This is a genomic window from Paenibacillus sp. Dod16 (genome assembly GCF_049893405.1).
GTDB lineage: Bacteria > Bacillota > Bacilli > Paenibacillales > Paenibacillaceae > Paenibacillus_AQ.
The window spans coordinates 122,113-137,756 of the sequence record NZ_JBNDYG010000038.1 but is presented as its reverse complement, the minus strand read 5'-3'; the positions used below and the strand labels follow the sequence as shown (position 1 = coordinate 137,756).

16 protein-coding genes are annotated in these 15,644 nt (G+C 47.6%); 5 read left to right on the top strand and 11 right to left on the bottom strand.

Annotated elements, in window-relative coordinates:
* Window position 1: 1 nt before the first annotated feature.
* The 6 genes from ACPV3A_RS25990 to ACPV3A_RS25965 form a co-directional block, all read right to left on the bottom strand.
* The gene (locus tag ACPV3A_RS25990; RefSeq protein ID WP_194542137.1) at window positions 2-1,231 is read right to left on the bottom strand and encodes a glycosyltransferase family 4 protein; all 1,230 of its coding nucleotides are present in this window, start codon (window positions 1,229-1,231) and stop codon (window positions 2-4) included.
* A gap of 11 nt (window positions 1,232-1,242) precedes the next feature.
* Entirely contained in the window at window positions 1,243-1,956 is a 714-nt protein-coding gene (locus tag ACPV3A_RS25985; RefSeq protein ID WP_194542136.1) for a glycosyltransferase family 2 protein, read from the bottom strand.
* A 304-nt stretch (window positions 1,957-2,260) separates the two neighbouring features.
* On the bottom strand, window positions 2,261-2,587 hold the full coding sequence (locus ACPV3A_RS25980; protein ID WP_426202106.1) for an AzlD domain-containing protein: 327 nt from the start codon (window positions 2,585-2,587) through the stop codon (window positions 2,261-2,263).
* On the bottom strand, window positions 2,578-3,312 hold the full coding sequence (locus tag ACPV3A_RS25975; RefSeq protein WP_194542134.1) for an AzlC family ABC transporter permease: 735 nt from the start codon (window positions 3,310-3,312) through the stop codon (window positions 2,578-2,580). Before ACPV3A_RS25975 ends, ACPV3A_RS25980 begins: the two co-directional genes overlap by 10 nt.
* A 164-nt stretch (window positions 3,313-3,476) precedes the next feature.
* Entirely contained in the window at window positions 3,477-4,613 is a 1,137-nt protein-coding gene (locus ACPV3A_RS25970; protein ID WP_426202103.1) for a zinc-dependent alcohol dehydrogenase, read from the bottom strand.
* 114 nt (window positions 4,614-4,727) lie between these two features.
* On the bottom strand, window positions 4,728-5,645 hold the full coding sequence (locus ACPV3A_RS25965) for a DMT family transporter (protein WP_194542132.1): 918 nt from the start codon (window positions 5,643-5,645) through the stop codon (window positions 4,728-4,730).
* Between the two features lie 77 nt (window positions 5,646-5,722).
* Between ACPV3A_RS25965 and ACPV3A_RS25960 the strand changes: the two genes are divergently transcribed.
* The gene (locus ACPV3A_RS25960) at window positions 5,723-7,075 is read left to right on the top strand and encodes a TrkH family potassium uptake protein (RefSeq protein ID WP_194542131.1); all 1,353 of its coding nucleotides are present in this window, start codon (window positions 5,723-5,725) and stop codon (window positions 7,073-7,075) included.
* Between the two features lie 152 nt (window positions 7,076-7,227).
* Here the strand turns inward: ACPV3A_RS25960 and ACPV3A_RS25955 are convergent, their stop codons facing one another.
* Window positions 7,228-7,503, bottom strand: coding sequence for a hypothetical protein (locus ACPV3A_RS25955; RefSeq protein ID WP_071224350.1), 276 nt, complete (start codon window positions 7,501-7,503; stop codon window positions 7,228-7,230).
* A gap of 143 nt (window positions 7,504-7,646) precedes the next feature.
* Between ACPV3A_RS25955 and ACPV3A_RS25950 the strand changes: the two genes are divergently transcribed.
* The 4 genes from ACPV3A_RS25950 to ACPV3A_RS25935 all read left to right on the top strand — a co-directional run bounded on the left by ACPV3A_RS25950 (window position 7,647) and on the right by ACPV3A_RS25935 (window position 12,047).
* Window positions 7,647-8,879 (top strand): aminopeptidase, encoded by a 1,233-nt coding sequence (locus tag ACPV3A_RS25950; RefSeq protein WP_194542130.1) that lies wholly within the window; start codon window positions 7,647-7,649, stop codon window positions 8,877-8,879.
* Window positions 8,880-9,046: 167 nt separating this feature from the next.
* A complete protein-coding gene (locus ACPV3A_RS25945; RefSeq protein WP_426202100.1) occupies window positions 9,047-10,276 on the top strand; it encodes an aminopeptidase in 1,230 nt (409 codons plus the stop codon).
* Between the two features lie 390 nt (window positions 10,277-10,666).
* Window positions 10,667-11,257 (top strand): RNA polymerase sigma factor, encoded by a 591-nt coding sequence (locus tag ACPV3A_RS25940; protein ID WP_194542128.1) that lies wholly within the window; start codon window positions 10,667-10,669, stop codon window positions 11,255-11,257.
* A complete protein-coding gene (locus ACPV3A_RS25935) occupies window positions 11,235-12,047 on the top strand; it encodes a DUF4367 domain-containing protein (RefSeq protein ID WP_426202098.1) in 813 nt (270 codons plus the stop codon). The genes ACPV3A_RS25940 and ACPV3A_RS25935 overlap by 23 nt, the downstream gene beginning before the upstream one ends.
* Window positions 12,048-12,281: 234 nt before the next feature.
* Here ACPV3A_RS25935 and ACPV3A_RS25930 read toward each other — a convergent pair whose 3' ends face one another.
* The 4 genes from ACPV3A_RS25930 to ACPV3A_RS25915 all read right to left on the bottom strand — a co-directional run bounded on the left by ACPV3A_RS25930 (window position 12,282) and on the right by ACPV3A_RS25915 (window position 15,616).
* Window positions 12,282-12,779: a hypothetical protein gene (locus tag ACPV3A_RS25930; protein WP_194545145.1), complete on the bottom strand. Its 498-nt coding sequence runs from the start codon at window positions 12,777-12,779 to the stop codon at window positions 12,282-12,284.
* 162 nt (window positions 12,780-12,941) lie between these two features.
* Window positions 12,942-14,261 carry a hemolysin family protein gene (locus tag ACPV3A_RS25925; protein WP_194542126.1) on the bottom strand — a complete coding sequence of 440 codons (1,320 nt, stop codon included), beginning with the start codon at window positions 14,259-14,261 and terminating at the stop codon, window positions 12,942-12,944.
* A gap of 445 nt (window positions 14,262-14,706) precedes the next feature.
* A complete protein-coding gene (gerQ, locus tag ACPV3A_RS25920; protein ID WP_397376706.1) occupies window positions 14,707-15,105 on the bottom strand; it encodes a spore coat protein GerQ in 399 nt (132 codons plus the stop codon).
* 88 nt (window positions 15,106-15,193) lie between these two features.
* On the bottom strand, window positions 15,194-15,616 hold the full coding sequence (locus ACPV3A_RS25915) for a cell wall hydrolase (RefSeq protein WP_194542125.1): 423 nt from the start codon (window positions 15,614-15,616) through the stop codon (window positions 15,194-15,196).
* Between the last annotated feature and the right edge of the window lie 28 nt (window positions 15,617-15,644).

The window sequence follows — 15,644 nt, the reverse complement described above, 5'->3', positions numbered from 1 at the left end:
TTTACTGGGATGATTTCTGAGCGATGGCGCCGTAGTATATGTTCAGCATACGTTCGATCATAAGATCCATGGACCAATGCTTATAGGCGAATGTCTTGGCGTTATTACCCAGAAATTTTCGATAATCCTCATCTCGGAGCAGCAAATTGAGGTGCTGGGCCGTGCTTCCCGGATCTCCTACAGGGGCTAACAATCCCGTGAAACCGTGAGTTACCATTTCGGGCAACCCCCCTGCGGTCGATACGACGCTCGGGAGTCCTGCCATTTGGGCTTCCATAACCGAGTACGGCTGGTTATCTTGAATGCAAGTATGGACAAAGATATCCGATTGGCTGAGCAGCCCCGGAACGTTGTCATGCTGTCCAAGGAATAACACCTCATGCTGCAGCCCCGTCCTTATGGCCTGCTCTTCCAGTTGCCCTCGCATGGCACCATCCCCTACAATCCAGCACACCCAGTCGTTTCGCATCCGCTTGAGAATAGCAAGGGATTCAAGCAGCACATGAATCCCCTTCACGAACACCAATCTGGCCGGACAGATAATGACCTTTTTCCCAGGTGGTCGCCGATGTGACGATCCCGCGCTATATTTTGCCTGAAACGCTTCAGCGTCCAGACCATATTGAAACACCGTAATCCGATAATCAGGTACCCCGCAATCGCTCATAAGAACATTCTTGGACCATTGATTAGCCGTAATCGTTAAATCAGAGGACAAGGCCGCATGATACTCAATGGCTGGAAAATAACGCCAGGCGGGACTTCCTTCATTGACGCCTTGTGCAGGATTATTTCGAAATATGTCCTTCATCTCACGTGCGACAGAGCCGTGGATATGCGATACGAGTGGCGTACGCTTGGGTTTTACCCTGCTTAAAGAGCGTGTAGAAAAACTATCCTGTGTATGAATGATATCGTATTGCTCCAGCCCGAAATAGGCTGCCGCCAGCTCCATGCAGTAACGCTCGAGCTCATAAAAGCGTATCGCACTATGCTGATTCAAACCAGGAGCCGTCTGCGGATCAAGCTTTGCCTCCAGCATGGGCAGCAAAACTTCTTTGGCTAGTTCCTTCCCTTGGTTGACAATATGGATTTTTCTGTAATCCGGACTGTTTCCGAGCAGATCAACTTCATGACCCAGCTGTTCAAGACGTTTCTTGAGCTCCTGCATGAAGTTATATACTCCGCCAACATGGGGGAGTAGCCAATGGGTTGCCAGTAGTATTTTCATGGTATCCCCCATTATCGGCCAAGCTGAGCCAAATGCTCAAGTACATGGCGGTAATTGTTTTTCACCATCTCATATTCTGGAAGAATTCTCGCTTGATGACGGACCGTACCCATCTGGGAATGTACCCGATACATCGTAAGCATATCCGGTATGAATCCAAAAGAAGCTCCGCTCATTAACAACCGAATCCAAAGATCGAAATCATGGGTGTAGGGAAGCTGTGGATTAAATAGACCTACCCGGTGAAGCCAGTCTTTCTTCATAATGACCGTGCAGCCGTTAATCGGATTGGAATACGTGAGCTGACGGGCCAAATCTGCATGAGACGCCATGGGAATCCCTTCGTACGGCGTTGTCACCCGGTTGTGCTCATCAATGACGCAAAAACCGGTATACGTGACATCGAGTCCGCTGCTCAGCATATACGACATCTGCCGCTCAATCTTTTGGGGAACATAACGATCATCCGAACTGAGCCAGGCAATATAATCACCGGAAGCATGCAAAATGCCATGATTCAAGGCGCTGGCCGTTCCGCCGTTACTCTTGCCCATATAGTAGACTCTGTTCATGTAAGGTGCGATCAGATGTGAATATTGAGTTGACCCATCATCTACGACTATGATTTCTACGGCAGGGTACGTTTGTTGTACCGCACTTTCCAATGCTTGCTGTATATACTGGCAGTTATAGAAAGGTATGACTATCGTAACCGTCGGCATCATCCCCTGTCTCCTCCTTCTGCCTAACTTGATATATGATCTCAATACATATCATGGGTTAGTACACCATATGCAGTGCACTCGCATTCTGAAAGGGACCCCTGTCCCCTGACATTTGACCAAATAACAGGCAGACGGCTTATATAATATGAACGAAAGGAATAGTTTCTTGTACATCGTGTGCCTCCCCCTCACTGCACACACAGTGCATGGTCCAGCATGCTGGGAGGGCGGTCGACCACATAAAACAAGCTGTCCTCCCGCTTGTGAGCTGGGAGAACAGCTTGTGCAACCATGCGATATTTAATTAGAAAAACAAGCGGAGCCCCACCAAAGTCAGGATCCCGACAATGACGGTGGCAAACAGGCTTTTTGTGAGAAAAGCGGTTAGGAAAGCGGGCACGGCTGCAATCAATTCTAGTAAATGCCCCCCTGGATCTACACGTCCATCCGATAACAGCAGCTCCTGGGCTAGCAGTGCTCCCATGACGGCAATCGGGACATGATCTAACCACCGGATCATCGCCTCGGGAATGCGGAGCTTGCTCAGAATCATAAGCGGCAGAACCCTTGGAATAAGGGTTACGACAGCACAACCGATAATCAATATAGCGATAGGCCATCTTATTTCCATCGTTCGATCACCATCCCTGCAGTAGCCGCAACCACAATCGCGACTATGACCGCCGCGCTTCCCGGCATAATTGTACTGACAGCTACCACTGAAACAGCGGCAATCATAACCACCATGAAATCAAGTTTATACTTCTTCCGGCTGATCCATTGCAGAGCAAGCAATCCGATAAACATCCCCGGCAATGCAAAATCAAGGCCAAACTTCTCCGGCTCGGGAATCCACTCCCCGACTAAACCGCCTGCTACATTGGCTGCGCACCAGAACAGATACGCCGTAATATTCAGGCCGACCATCCATTTATAGCCGAGTTTTTTCTGCTCGGTGGCCTTGGCTGCCGCTACACCAAACGTCTCGTCGGTTAACAAGGAACCGATGAAGAAGCTTTTTCCCGAAGAAAGACCTTTAAAGTAAGGGGCAAGCGCCGCGCTTAACAGCAGATGCCTGGCATTCACGAAAAATATCGTAACTATGATCGATAGGATCGGGCTAGCAGCCGCTATCATCCCTGCCGCAATAAATTGCCCGGAGCCCGCATAGAGCAGCAGCGAAATGAGCGCGATTTCGAGCAGGGTGAAACCTGCGGTGCGCTCGACAACACCTGCCGCAAAACCGATGCTTAGGTAGCCCAAGAGGGTTGGAATACAATCTTTGAAGCCTTGAAGATAGGTGTTTCCCTGGTTCCCATCCATACTAGCAGGGAGCCGTTCTGACTTGATGCTCATCTGTGTTCGATTCCTCTCTCACTCTACAATTCTATTTTTAATTACTATGAATTCTTCCCGCTGCCTTGTCAACGCTGTTACACCATTTTCCCATCAAAAAAAAGCGCACCAGGAATGCTGCTCATTCGCCAGGAACGCTTTTTTCATTCGGTTTATTTAGCTGCTTAAGGCTTTAAAATGACTTTGATACAGCCATCCTTCCGCTCATTGAAGATATCGTAGCCGTGGGCAGCCTTCTCCATCGGAAGCCGGTGTGTGATGATATCCGAAGGGTCCACAGTCCCTTCTTTCAACATTTGATAAAGGCGCGGCATGTAATGAATAACGGGGGCAAGCCCCATTTTTAACGTAATATTGCGTTCGAACAGCTCTCCAAGCGGAAAGGCATTATACACCAGCCCGTATATGCCGGTTAGCTGGATGGTCCCGTATTTGCGAACCATGTTGACGGCCATGCGGAAAGCTCCTAAAGAACCGCCCTGAACCCTTAGTACGCTGCCCAGCATTTCCAATCCCGTCCGCTTGGCATCAAGGCCTACGCAATCGATAACAACATCCGCGCCGCCCTTTGTGAGTTCTCTGATGAAATCTTCAATCGGTTTGATCTTCTCAAAATTGTAAGTCTCCACGTGATTGGTCCGTTTCGCATGCGCGAGCCTGTAATCCACATGATCAATCGCAATTACCCGCTTCGCGCCTTTTAACCAGGCAAACTTTTGCGTTAGCAGCCCAATGGGACCGCAGCCCAGAACAACCACGACATCGCCTGGTTTAACCCCTCCGTTCTCCACGCTCCAGATGGCTGTGGGCAGCGCATCGGAAAGCATGAGCAGCTTCTCATCTTCCATCTCGGCGTCCTCAGGTATAACAAAGGGCATGGAATTCCCGTAAGGAACCCGCAAAAGCTCTGCTTGCGCACCTTGAAAACCGCCGTACGCGTCACTATATCCAAAAAAACCGCCGGTATTCTTGCCCTCATTCGCATAATCGCATTGGCTCTCCATGTGATTCTGACAAAACAGGCATTTTCCGCAAGATACAATAAAAGGAATGATCACACGGTCTCCCACTTTGACCCTGCTTACTTCAGGACCTGCTTCCACCACGATTCCCATCGGCTCATGGCCGATAATGTAATCATCGTTCAGCTGTTTTAATCCACCATTGTATAAATGCAAATCCGATCCGCAGATGGCCGTGGTGGTGACTCGGATCAGGACATCGTCGCTGTGCCGAAGAACGGCGTCCTTCATATCCTTTACTTGGATCCGATGTCTGCCTTGATAAGTGACTGCTTTCACGCTCGAAACCCCTTCTCGAGTCGATATCCATTTTTGTAAGGATTTGACTTTCTTAGGTTCAGTGTGCGCCATTTCAATCAGAACTACTCCGGCAGAGCAAAAATAAAGCGAAGTTCACCCCAGCGCTTCGGGTTGAAGGTCTACAGGCTGCTTTTTCGATTTCCCGACTTTCAAGAATAATACCAGCCCTAACAGCACGAGCGCCCCCCCTGCCGCCTGCAGGGAGTTCATCGACTCATTCAACAGGAGAAAAGCCAGTAAACTCGCTCCAACCGGCTCTCCAAGAACGCTCATCGATACGGTGGAGGCTGTGGCATACTTCATCAGCCAATTGAACAGCAGATGGCCGAATACCGTTGGCACGACAGCCAATAAAGCAAAAATCCCCCACTCTCGTCCGGAATACCCCGTCATCGGAATGTTCATTCCTACGTTATACACCGCCAGTACGGAGGCCGCTACTGCAAAGACAAGCCAGCTGTATAAGAATGAAGGCAGACGCCGCAGCAGCAATTGACCCAGGAGCATATGCACGGCGACCGCAGCCGTCCCCAGCAGCGACATGATATCACCAGTCAAATGCCCCTTGCTCCCACTGAGTCCGCTGCTCCCAATGAGAAGGAATACGCCGAGGAAAGCGATCGCCATGCCGCCGATTGCCGCCAGCGATGTTTTCTCCTTAAACCAGAAGTAAGCACCTATCATCACAAACACCGGCTGAAGGGCAAGGATAATTGTGGAGCTGGCTACACTCGTCCACTTCAAGGAGCCCATCCATAACAAAAAGTGCAGGGCCAGCATCGAACCGGATAGAAGAAGCAGCAGCAGTTCAGAACGCTTCAACGATTTGATAGCCGGCGCATATTTGCCCGCGAAGGGCAGCATGATCAGGAACGTAATCACCAGTCTGTACATCGCTTGAATGGATACGGGACTGGTGGACCATTTTACGAATATGGAGGAAAAAGAAATAGCGATGATGCCGATAAACAGTGGGATAAATACAGGGATCGGTGCTCGGTTCGAATTCATGATGGTTAAATGATTCACCTTTCGTGTTATATTAGAGAATGATTTCAAATTTAAACTTTCGGAAAAGGATAATTGGCATGAAAAAGAAAGACCTTCGCAACCAAATGACCCCTCCCAAATTTCTGGCAATCGGCTTTGCTTCGATTACACTGATTGGGACATTCCTGCTGAAACTTCCCATTGCTACGGCGGACGGAACTTCTACCCCAATCGTAGATGCTCTCTTCACAGCAGTTTCCGCCATCAGTGTAACGGGTTTAACCGTTGTGGATACAGGGACCCATTGGTCCATATTTGGACAAATTGTCATGCTCATGCTCGTTCAGCTTGGCGGATTGGGCTTTATGACCTCAGCCACCTGGATTGCATTGATGTTCAACCGCAGAATCTCGCTTCGGGAGCGCATGATCCTTCAGGAAGCAATGGGACAATACCAAATTCAAGGGATTGTAGACCTTATCCGAAGAGTGCTCGTCTATACGCTGATCATAGAAGGGGCAGGCGCATTACTGCTAACGCTCAGGTTCTCTGCCATCATGCCGCTTTCCGATGCGGCTTACTTCGGCATATTCCAGAGTATTTCCATATTCAACAATGCAGGCTTTGACCTCTTTGGCCAAATTCACGGACCCTTCTCAGGATTTGCAACCTATGTAGCGGATCCTTTTGTCAATATTATTCTCATGCTTTTGATCTTCCTTGGAGGAGTCGGCTTTATCGTCATTTTTGATCTTATTGAATATCCGAAATGCAAGAAACTGTCTCTTCATTCCAAGGTTGTATTAACCGTAACGTCACTATTAATCGTAATTGGGGCTGTCATGATCTTTATTCTGGAGCATGGCAATCCCAAAACATTAGGGCCACTTTCGTACCCGGTAAAAATCATGGCTTCCCTATTCCAATCGATCACTCCCCGTTCCGGTGGCGTCAGCACCTTGGATATCGCGAGTCTGGAGCAATCCTCCCAGTTCTTCATGATTATCCTGATGTTCATCGGGGCAGCTCCCGGATCAACGGGAGGCGGAATTAAAGTGACTACTTTTGCCGTACTTATCGGTGCCGTCGTTACGATGATCCAGGGAAAACGGGACGTTGTTCTCTATCGCAATCGAATCTCCCAAGCCCTGGTTTACCGTTCCATTACACTAACGATTCTATCGTTGCTGCTATTGGTGGGAGCTTCCATGTTTCTGTCCATTACGGAATCTGGCGAATTCTTAAGAATTCTGTTTGAAGCCGTATCCGCGTTCGGTACTGCCGGGCTATCCATGGGACTTACAACCGAGCTGTCCGGGGTTGGTAAGGTGACCATTTCCCTGCTCATGTTCCTTGGCCGGTTAGGACCGCTAACCCTTGCTTATGCGCTGAGTCGCAAGAATAATAAAGAACTGTACCGCCATCCGGAAGGCCGGATTACGATTGGTTAAGTTATACGTCTCCCATGTCGGAACATTTCTGCGATTATCGAATGTGTTCAGCTTACCTGAAAGCTTATACAATCTTAAACAAACCGTACACTTCCCCCTTCCATGGGAGGCGTACGGTTTGTTTCATTGGAATACATTTCTATAATCGTCTCTTATTCGCCGAACTCGCTAGCATCGATGGCAGCATCCAGCAAGTCATCAAACAATTCGTTATCGGCTTCAATCCGCTCGTCAATCTGAAGAAACTGCTCCTCGATTCCTGGCTCGCCAGCGAAGTTCAAGCTGTAGTCCCAGTCCCGGCCATTCTTGCTCAGGAAAGTAATCTCGTAGGCTGATGCATGTCCATCTATAGAAAATACGGTATATCCTACGAACTGATCGCTGTCATCCCGCTTCATATCCGCACGCTCGATTCGGACTTCTGACACGTTTTCACGCTCCTTCATTACGTTGTAAAGCACTCACAAGACTCAGTATATCACTTTTCCTGGCAGCTGATTATTGTTTTTATTATACGCCTTGATCTAGTATAATATGGGTTGGTAAATTAAATTGCATTGGAGGGTACCAAATGTCCGATTTCAATACATACTTGGACAAATATGCCGAGTTGGCTGTAAAGGTTGGAGTTAACATACAAGAAGGACAAACCTTAGTGGTTCATGCTCCTGTTGATTCCGCCGAATTCACTCGCTTGATTGCCAAAAAGGCATATGAAGCGGGTGCCCGCCTGGTTAAGATCCTGTGGAACGACGAAACAATAACACGACTTCAATTCGAAAAGGCTGCGGATGACGTGTTTACCGAAGCGCCAAAATGGTATGCCGGCGAAATGACGGAATTGGTGGAGAACGGCGCAGCCATTCTGCACGTGCTTGCCGAAAATCCCGATCTGCTCAGCGGCATTGATTCCGAGCGTATCGGAAACTTCTACAAAGCGCGCGGAGAAGCATTGAAGACCTATCGCGCTTATCAGCAGTCCGACAAGTTTAGCTGGTGTCTGATCGCTGTGCCTTCAGCAGCTTGGGCAGCCAAGGTGTTCCCGGATGTGCCGGAATCCGAACAAGTCGGCAAATTGTGGGATGCCATCTTCCACACCGTGCGTGTGGATCAGGATAACCCGGTTGAAGCCTGGAACAAGCACCTCGAAGTGCTTGAAGCGAAATCCACCGTGTTGAACGCTAAGAAATACAAGAAACTCCACTATATCGCACCGGGAACCGATCTTACCATTGAGCTGCCGGAAGGGCATATTTGGGCGCAAGGCGACAGCATCAACGAACGCGGACATTCCTTTGTGGCTAACATGCCAACAGAAGAGGTTTTTACCGCTCCGCTCAAAACAGGCGTCAACGGAACCGTACACAGCACGAAGCCTTTGAGTTATGCCGGAAACATCGTGAACAATTTCTCCCTTACTTTTGAAGAAGGTAAAGTAGTCAGCTTCACGGCAGAGCAAGGTTATGAAACCCTTGAGCGTCTCCTGAACATGGATGAGGGTGCCCGTTATCTTGGAGAAGTGGCGCTGGTGCCGCATCAATCCCCGATCTCGGAGTCCAACATCCTGTATTACAATACGTTGTTTGATGAGAATGCCTCCAACCACCTTGCACTCGGCAGCGCTTATGCTTTCTGCTTGGAAGGCGGAAAAGATATGAATCAGGAGCAATTGATTCAAAGCGGTCTCAATACGAGTGTAACCCATGTTGATTTCATGATCGGCTCCGGCGACATGGATATTTACGGAGTGACGGCGGACGGCAAGGAAGAACCGGTATTCCTGAAAGGAAACTGGGCATTTTAAGAAACGGGACAGCATAAAGCAGCTATTTCATATGAAGTAGCTGCTTTCTTGAACTTTTCCGGCTTTTAATTGACCTGAGGTTGATTTACAAACGGAAAAATTGTGTCATAATCAAGAAAGCGCATCAAATTACTTATTGATAGCATAAAGGAAATGGAGGGGCTGTCATGTCCAACTTTGAACAAAAAATGGAACGCTACGCGGAGCTTGCAGTCAAGGTGGGTGCTAATGTGCAGCCGGGACAAACGCTGGTCGTTAACGCCATGATCGATGCTGCACCGTTGGTACGTCTTATCGTGAAGAAAGCTTATGAAACGGGTGCCAAGCAAGTAAAGGTGAACTATAGTGATGAGGTTGTGAACCGGATACGGTACGATCTGGCACCAGACGAAGCTTTTCTGGAGCCGCCGACATATTATGCGGAGGAAGTAACCGAGCTTGCCGAGCAAGGGGCAGCTTTCTTGACCATACTCTCCTCGAACCCTGACCTGCTTAAAGGCGTTGATCCGGAGCGTATTTCCAATTACCAGCGTACATATGGCGCCGCTATGGCGAAATACCGGCAATATCAGCAAGCCGATAAAATGAGCTGGACCGGCATTGCCTATGCTTCCCCTGATTGGGCTGCCAAGGTGTTCCCTGACGTTCCGGCCGAGCAGCAGGTGGATAAAATGTGGGATGCGATATTCCACGCGGTCCGCGCGGATCTCGAAGATCCCATTGGTGCATGGGAAGAGCATATCACGACCCTCCAGCACAAATCGGATGAGCTCAACGCCAAGAAGTATCATAAGCTTCGCTTCACTTCACCAGGGACGGATCTTACGATCGAGCTTCCTGAGGGACATATCTGGGCCCAAGCGGGCAGTCACAACGAGAAAGGCGAGCGTTTCGTTGCCAACATTCCGACGGAGGAAGTGTTCACCGCTCCGCTCAAAACCGGCGTGAACGGCACCGTACGCAGCACGAAGCCTTTGAGCTACGGCGGCAACATCATTGACAATTTCTCGATCACGTTCGAGAATGGCCGCATCGTCGATTTTTCCGCGGAACAAGGCGAAGATACCTTAACCCGCCTGATCTCCATGGATGAAGGCTCGCATTATCTTGGCGAGGTTGCCCTTGTGCCTTATCGCTCCCCGATCTCGGAAAGCGGTATTTTGTATTACAATACACTGTTTGACGAAAATGCTTCCTGTCACCTGGCCATCGGCAGCGCGTATGCCTTTAACCTTGAGGGCGGCAAGACCATGACGTCCGAACAGCTTCAAGCAAGCGGTCTGAACACCAGCATTACCCACGTTGACTTCATGATGGGCTCCAAAGAACTTCATATTACCGGAATCACTCATGATGGCAAAGAGGAGCCTGTATTCATCGACGGCAATTGGGCTTAAACCGCTACATTTTCGTTATGTGCATGACACAATGAGATCGGAAATCTGCAACAGAGCAGTCTTTTAATTAGAGGCTGCTCTGTTTTTTTTTCATAATGGACCTTCTAGCCCTTTCCCTTCCCTTCCCGATTCCCGATGCAACTTCAACCCTATTTTGATTAATACCGATAGATTGCCGAGCATATGATGAAGAGATGGACGCATATCTAAGATTGCCATATTATTTCATAAGCTAATGCGCTTCAACCACATGACTTCATAAGGATCAACCCGTTTCCCGGAAACAGTCTTCAGAGTCGGCTGTTATTAGAATTAATAGGGCTTTTTCACCCGATATGTTGTAAAATGATGAGAGAAATAGGATGGTTACACCAGAGAGGGGATTATCGCGTGTCCAACCGATTACAGCTCCTCCTTGCAGCAGATTTCGCTGATCTGAGCGAACCTATTCAGGAAGAAGTCTATTATGAATTTTATGACCTCGTTTATGGACAGATACTTTATGTCGTACGGGATCATGCTGCTGTTGAGGATATCATTCAGGAGTCCTTTATAAAAGTGATTACAAGTAAGCCGAATTTTGAAACCGAAAGCAAGATGCGGGGATGGCTCCGTGTCGTCGCCAAAAACTCAACCATGAATTATTTAAGAAAAAATAAAAAATACCGTAACCAAGTGGATGTCGAGAGTGTTTTTATTAATGAAGAGGACGTGGTAGTTTCTTCCACGAACGTCGAACATCAGGTGGAGTCGAATATGCTGGAGGAATCCATCGAGCATTATCTCGACCAATTGAAGCCTGAATACAAGCTATTGATTGAGTATCGGTGGAAGCATAGTCTGACGTACAGAGAAATCGCGGAGCTGCTGAATACTCGCGAAGAGATCGTGAAGCAGCGCTTGTTCCGCGCCAGAGAATCCGTAAAGAAAATGCTGTATAGAGAGTGGGGTGAATTGGATGAGCAACGAAAAATACGATGATTGGTTTGATGAGGCGTTTGACGAAGCCTTTGATCGTGCAGCTTCACGTTCCTCACTCCCTACTGACATTGAATCTAAACGACAATCCTGGCAGCAGGTTCAACAGCAAATCAAACAGGTACACAAAAAGAAACAGCGTCGACGCACTTTTCAGTTAGCCGGAGTCATCGCAGCATCGATGGCCTTTGGTGCATTGATATTCTCTCCATCCTCTGTAACTCAAGCGGTAACACCGGTTTATCAGGAGATCAAGGATTGGGGAAATGGTGTGGTGACCCAAATTTTCGGTATGCGAGAGCCTGTTGATAAGAGCAAGGCATTAACGGCTCCCCCACCGGAGCAGGGAATAGAACCCGAAGGGTATGTGCCGCCAGCTCAATTAGTGGAAACCGAATATATAACTTTCACAGATACCGATGAATCTCTGACAGAATCGCAAAAACGCGCACCTTTTAAAATACCAAAAATCAATTATCTACCGGAAGATTACAAATTCTATGAGGCTACAGCATTAATAACGGATGAAAATCCGGTTTTTGAAGAGCTTCATCTTCATTATAAGAATTCGGAAGAAAAGTTTTTCCATATAGATCTTATCGGGATGACACTTGGTAAAATGATCAATCTCAATGGGGATATTAAGAAGACGATTATTCTTGATTCCGGAGCAAAAGCCTATTTAACCGAGACTAACCTTCGCTTCTTATACGATAATGATCAAGTGATTGTATCCATTAGCGGCTTCTTCACAGAAGATGAATTCATAAAAATTGCAAACAGCATACAATGATTTTTTAGAGAATCTAAAAAAAGAACAGGTTGTTCCCAATAAAATGGTTGAAGACAGGCTTAAGGGCTGGTCTTCGACCTTTTTGTTCCATGGCTGCCCACACAGATCAGCAGATAATGGGCCAGCGAAGGGTGAAACGCTTCCTGTACGGAGCGTCTTTCGATGCAAAAAAAGAGGGTGCCCTGCAAGATCTAGGATCTTGTGAGGCACTCCCTTCATAAATCCATATTCGGATTATTGCGCTACCAATATCGAGCTCGTGTGATAAGTTCCTTCTTCATATGTACCGCTCTCTTTGACCCAGTGAATCGTCTTGGCCCGGTAATAATAACCCGCCTGCACACTAAAAGTTTTGCTTCCGCTCAGAGAGGCTCTACTCGTTCCGTTATCGTATGAAGCTCCCGAATCGACCCAAGCGGAGCCCGTCCAGCGTTGAAGAACATAATTGATACCCAGAGAATCTACAGCTTGAGAAGCACTGGTAGTGGCGCTAATCCCTACTTGAGTACTGCTTACTTTCCCTATCGAAGAAAAATAATCCATCAAATATTTATTGGCTAACGTGTTGAGAGAAGAATTTAGGTTCATTTCCACAGGAGGCGGAGTCGTTAAGGCACCGGGTGCAATGTCTGTAGCCGAATCCGCGTAAGCCCCTCCTGCCAGAGATAAACTTAATAGAACACTGACTGCAACCGCTGAAGCTATACGTTTAGGACTGCGTACTTTTGACATCATATCACCTTTCTTTCAATGTAATAGGTACATCCATATTTTAACACGCAGTGACAGAACAAAAGTTTCTAATTCTTCATGGATTGATATATTTTTTGAAACTTTTCTGCAAATAAAAAGAAGCCTCGACATATTTTGTCGAGGCTTCTTCTAATATCCAGTTTACGCACCTGCTTCTTCCTGAATCAGCTGCTGCTGCTGCCTGATCAGACGAATCCGCGAAATCCGTTTATTCTCGGTCTCCTCAATCACAAAGCGATAATCCTCATACATGACAGATTGACCTTTGTGTGGGAGCAGCACCTCAAGACGCGAGGACAGCCATCCACCGATAGTATCATAGTCTTCTGTATCCACGTTCAGACCAAATTGGTCATTAATTTCATCGATCAGCATCAATCCATCAATGGAGTATTCATCCTCCCCCACCTTTTCAATGCCCGGACGCTCTTCGTCAAACTCATCTTGAATTTCACCGACGATTTCTTCCATGATGTCCTCCAGGGTTACGAGTCCTGAAGTCCCGCCGTATTCATCAATTAGAATGGCAATTTGCGTCTTGCTCCGCTGCATTCTTCGCAGCAGATCGCTGATCTTGATCGACTCAGGAACAGCAATGATCGGGCGAATCAAGGAAAGCTGGTCACGAACGAATCCGCGCATCAGATCTTTAATGTGAATAAAGCCAATGATATGATCCTTGTCTTCGTCACAAATCGGATAACGGGTTCGCATCCCCTCGCTTGCGATCTTCAGATTTTCTTCCAATGAAAGATTGTTGTATAAGCAGATCATTTCTGTTCTGGGGATCATGATTTCCCTTGCTGTCGTGTCGGCAAATTCAAAAATGTTGTCTACCAACACCATATCCGTGCTATCCATCAGGCCGCTCTCACTGCTCTCTTTCATCATATCCCGCAGTTCTTCCTCGGTATGAACATTCCGTTCAACCACCGGTTGCATCCGGAATAAACGGAGAACATTATTGGAGAGCCCATTGGCAAACCAGATAAACGGGAACATCATCGTGTAAAACACCCGCAGTGGGCCTGCAGATAGCAGCGCAATTTGTTCCGCCTTACGTACAGCCACTGTCTTGGGCGCCAATGCACCAAATACAATGTGCATGAGTGCAATCAGGATGAAGGCAATTACCAAGGACACGGCATGAACGGCTGTATTGCTCCAGCCTATGCCATGAAACCAAGGCGTAATCATGGCGGATATCGTTCTTTCGCCAATCCATCCGAGTCCAATGGACACGATGGTAATACCAAACTGGCATGCGGATATATATCCGTCCAGGTTCTTCAATATGTTCTGCGCAAATTTTGCACGTCTATGTCCTTCTTCGGCCAGAGCGTCAATACGGCTGCTTTTCACTTTAACGAAAGCTAATTCAGCCGATACAAAAAATCCATTTAACAGGACGAGAATCAATACCAAGGTTAAACTTATCAAACTCGGTAAGGGGTCACTCAATCGATCTCCTACCCGCCATACAGCATGCTATGACGAATAGGAACACCTCCTTCGGTTATTAAAAATGTGTGGTGCCATCAAGCATAACAGCGTGTTCGGACTACGCATCAACTTCCCAATGGTCTCATCTCCTTGTCTTATTCCGACTTAATCAAGCTATATAAGTAATTATATAGTACTACGATACACAGTCAAACGTGGTCTTATGACAATAATCAACGTTGTTATCAGCTTTAATTTGATTCTCAGCCGTTAGCACTCGTTTTTCGATGAATTGATATATTCTATGAATAAACATTCAAAATGTTAATAGAATACGATGAATCCGCACGCGTTGGATAGAAAAAATCGCATGAACATTGAATATGTCCAAGTATAACATAAAGAAAAAACCCTCGTTTACGCCTGAGTAAACGAAGGTTTTTTCTTTATGCAATCGGATCGATTATCTAGCCGTTGGAGGCGGATTGCCGATAACACCCGGATATTGATAATGAAGCGGCTCGTCGAACACGACATAATCCAGGTTTACCATCAGCAGGATGATACGGCGGCCTGTCGACCGTTCGCTGATAATGATATGATCACGTCCAGCAGCTTCGACCACACCTGTGAACACCTTGGCATTCCATTGCGAATTGTTTTCATACGTCATATAGAAGGTTCCCTGTTTGCCCAGATTCAGTCGTAGAATATTCTCTACGTAGGATTGTTCGAATTGCGGGGCGGGAACAACGGTGCCTCCTGGAGTCATTGGGCTTCCGCTAGGCACCTGCGGTGGAACGTTCGCCGTATAACCAGCCGTCCCGCGGTTCGGCACTCCCGGATAACGGACTCCATTCATGAAGTTCACAGGTGGCACACCTTGATTGTACATAAGTAATTTCCTCCTTTAATTTATAACTCCCGCCTAAGCGGTTGTATAACATGAATCAAAAAACGGACGGGCAATCGGCATATGTCGGGGTGAAGAAACAGTGTGCTTTGAATCGGCCTGTGTTCTGCTGATTGTACCAGGTTGCCGGGCAATCTCCTGCCGGCCGGAAAAACCACAGCGCGTTGCTAGCCGGCCATATGCGTTCCCCATTAATGACCCTTTGGGCTAGCCGACGATCCCGATCCCTAGCTCGTTGATAAAAATAGCCTTTCTGTGTTGCTTCAAAACCACCCGGGCTCTGAAAAACCATATCGTTCATGCTGCGGATGTTTCGAAAATCCAGGCAGTTGCCCAATATCCGGTTCACTCCGACATTCCCGACCATGAGCATGCCTTGCTCGCCTTCGCCTTCTGCCTCTGCGCGGATCAATCTTGCCAGAAGATCCACATCATTCGAATTCGCTTTGATGACTGCCACAGAGTTCCCCTCGCTTCCTTAAGATCAC

Bases quoted from the DNA above. Each gene is read 5' to 3' on its own strand.
- ACPV3A_RS25990 (WP_194542137.1), bottom strand. From the start codon at position 1,231: ATGAAAATACTACTGGCAACCCATTGGCTACTCCCCCATGTTGGCGGA.
- ACPV3A_RS25985 (WP_194542136.1), bottom strand. From the start codon at position 1,956: ATGATGCCGACGGTTACGATAGTCATACCTTTCTATAACTGCCAGTAT.
- ACPV3A_RS25980 (WP_426202106.1), bottom strand. From the start codon at position 2,587: ATGGAAATAAGATGGCCTATCGCTATATTGATTATCGGTTGTGCTGTC.
- ACPV3A_RS25975 (WP_194542134.1), bottom strand. From the start codon at position 3,312: ATGAGCATCAAGTCAGAACGGCTCCCTGCTAGTATGGATGGGAACCAG.
- ACPV3A_RS25965 (WP_194542132.1), bottom strand. From the start codon at position 5,645: ATGAATTCGAACCGAGCACCGATCCCTGTATTTATCCCACTGTTTATC.
- ACPV3A_RS25960 (WP_194542131.1), top strand. From the start codon at position 5,723: ATGAAAAAGAAAGACCTTCGCAACCAAATGACCCCTCCCAAATTTCTG.
- ACPV3A_RS25950 (WP_194542130.1), top strand. From the start codon at position 7,647: ATGTCCGATTTCAATACATACTTGGACAAATATGCCGAGTTGGCTGTA.
- ACPV3A_RS25945 (WP_426202100.1), top strand. From the start codon at position 9,047: ATGTCCAACTTTGAACAAAAAATGGAACGCTACGCGGAGCTTGCAGTC.
- ACPV3A_RS25935 (WP_426202098.1), top strand. From the start codon at position 11,235: ATGAGCAACGAAAAATACGATGATTGGTTTGATGAGGCGTTTGACGAA.
- ACPV3A_RS25930 (WP_194545145.1), bottom strand. From the start codon at position 12,779: ATGTCAAAAGTACGCAGTCCTAAACGTATAGCTTCAGCGGTTGCAGTC.
- gerQ (WP_397376706.1), bottom strand. From the start codon at position 15,105: ATGAATGGAGTCCGTTATCCGGGAGTGCCGAACCGCGGGACGGCTGGT.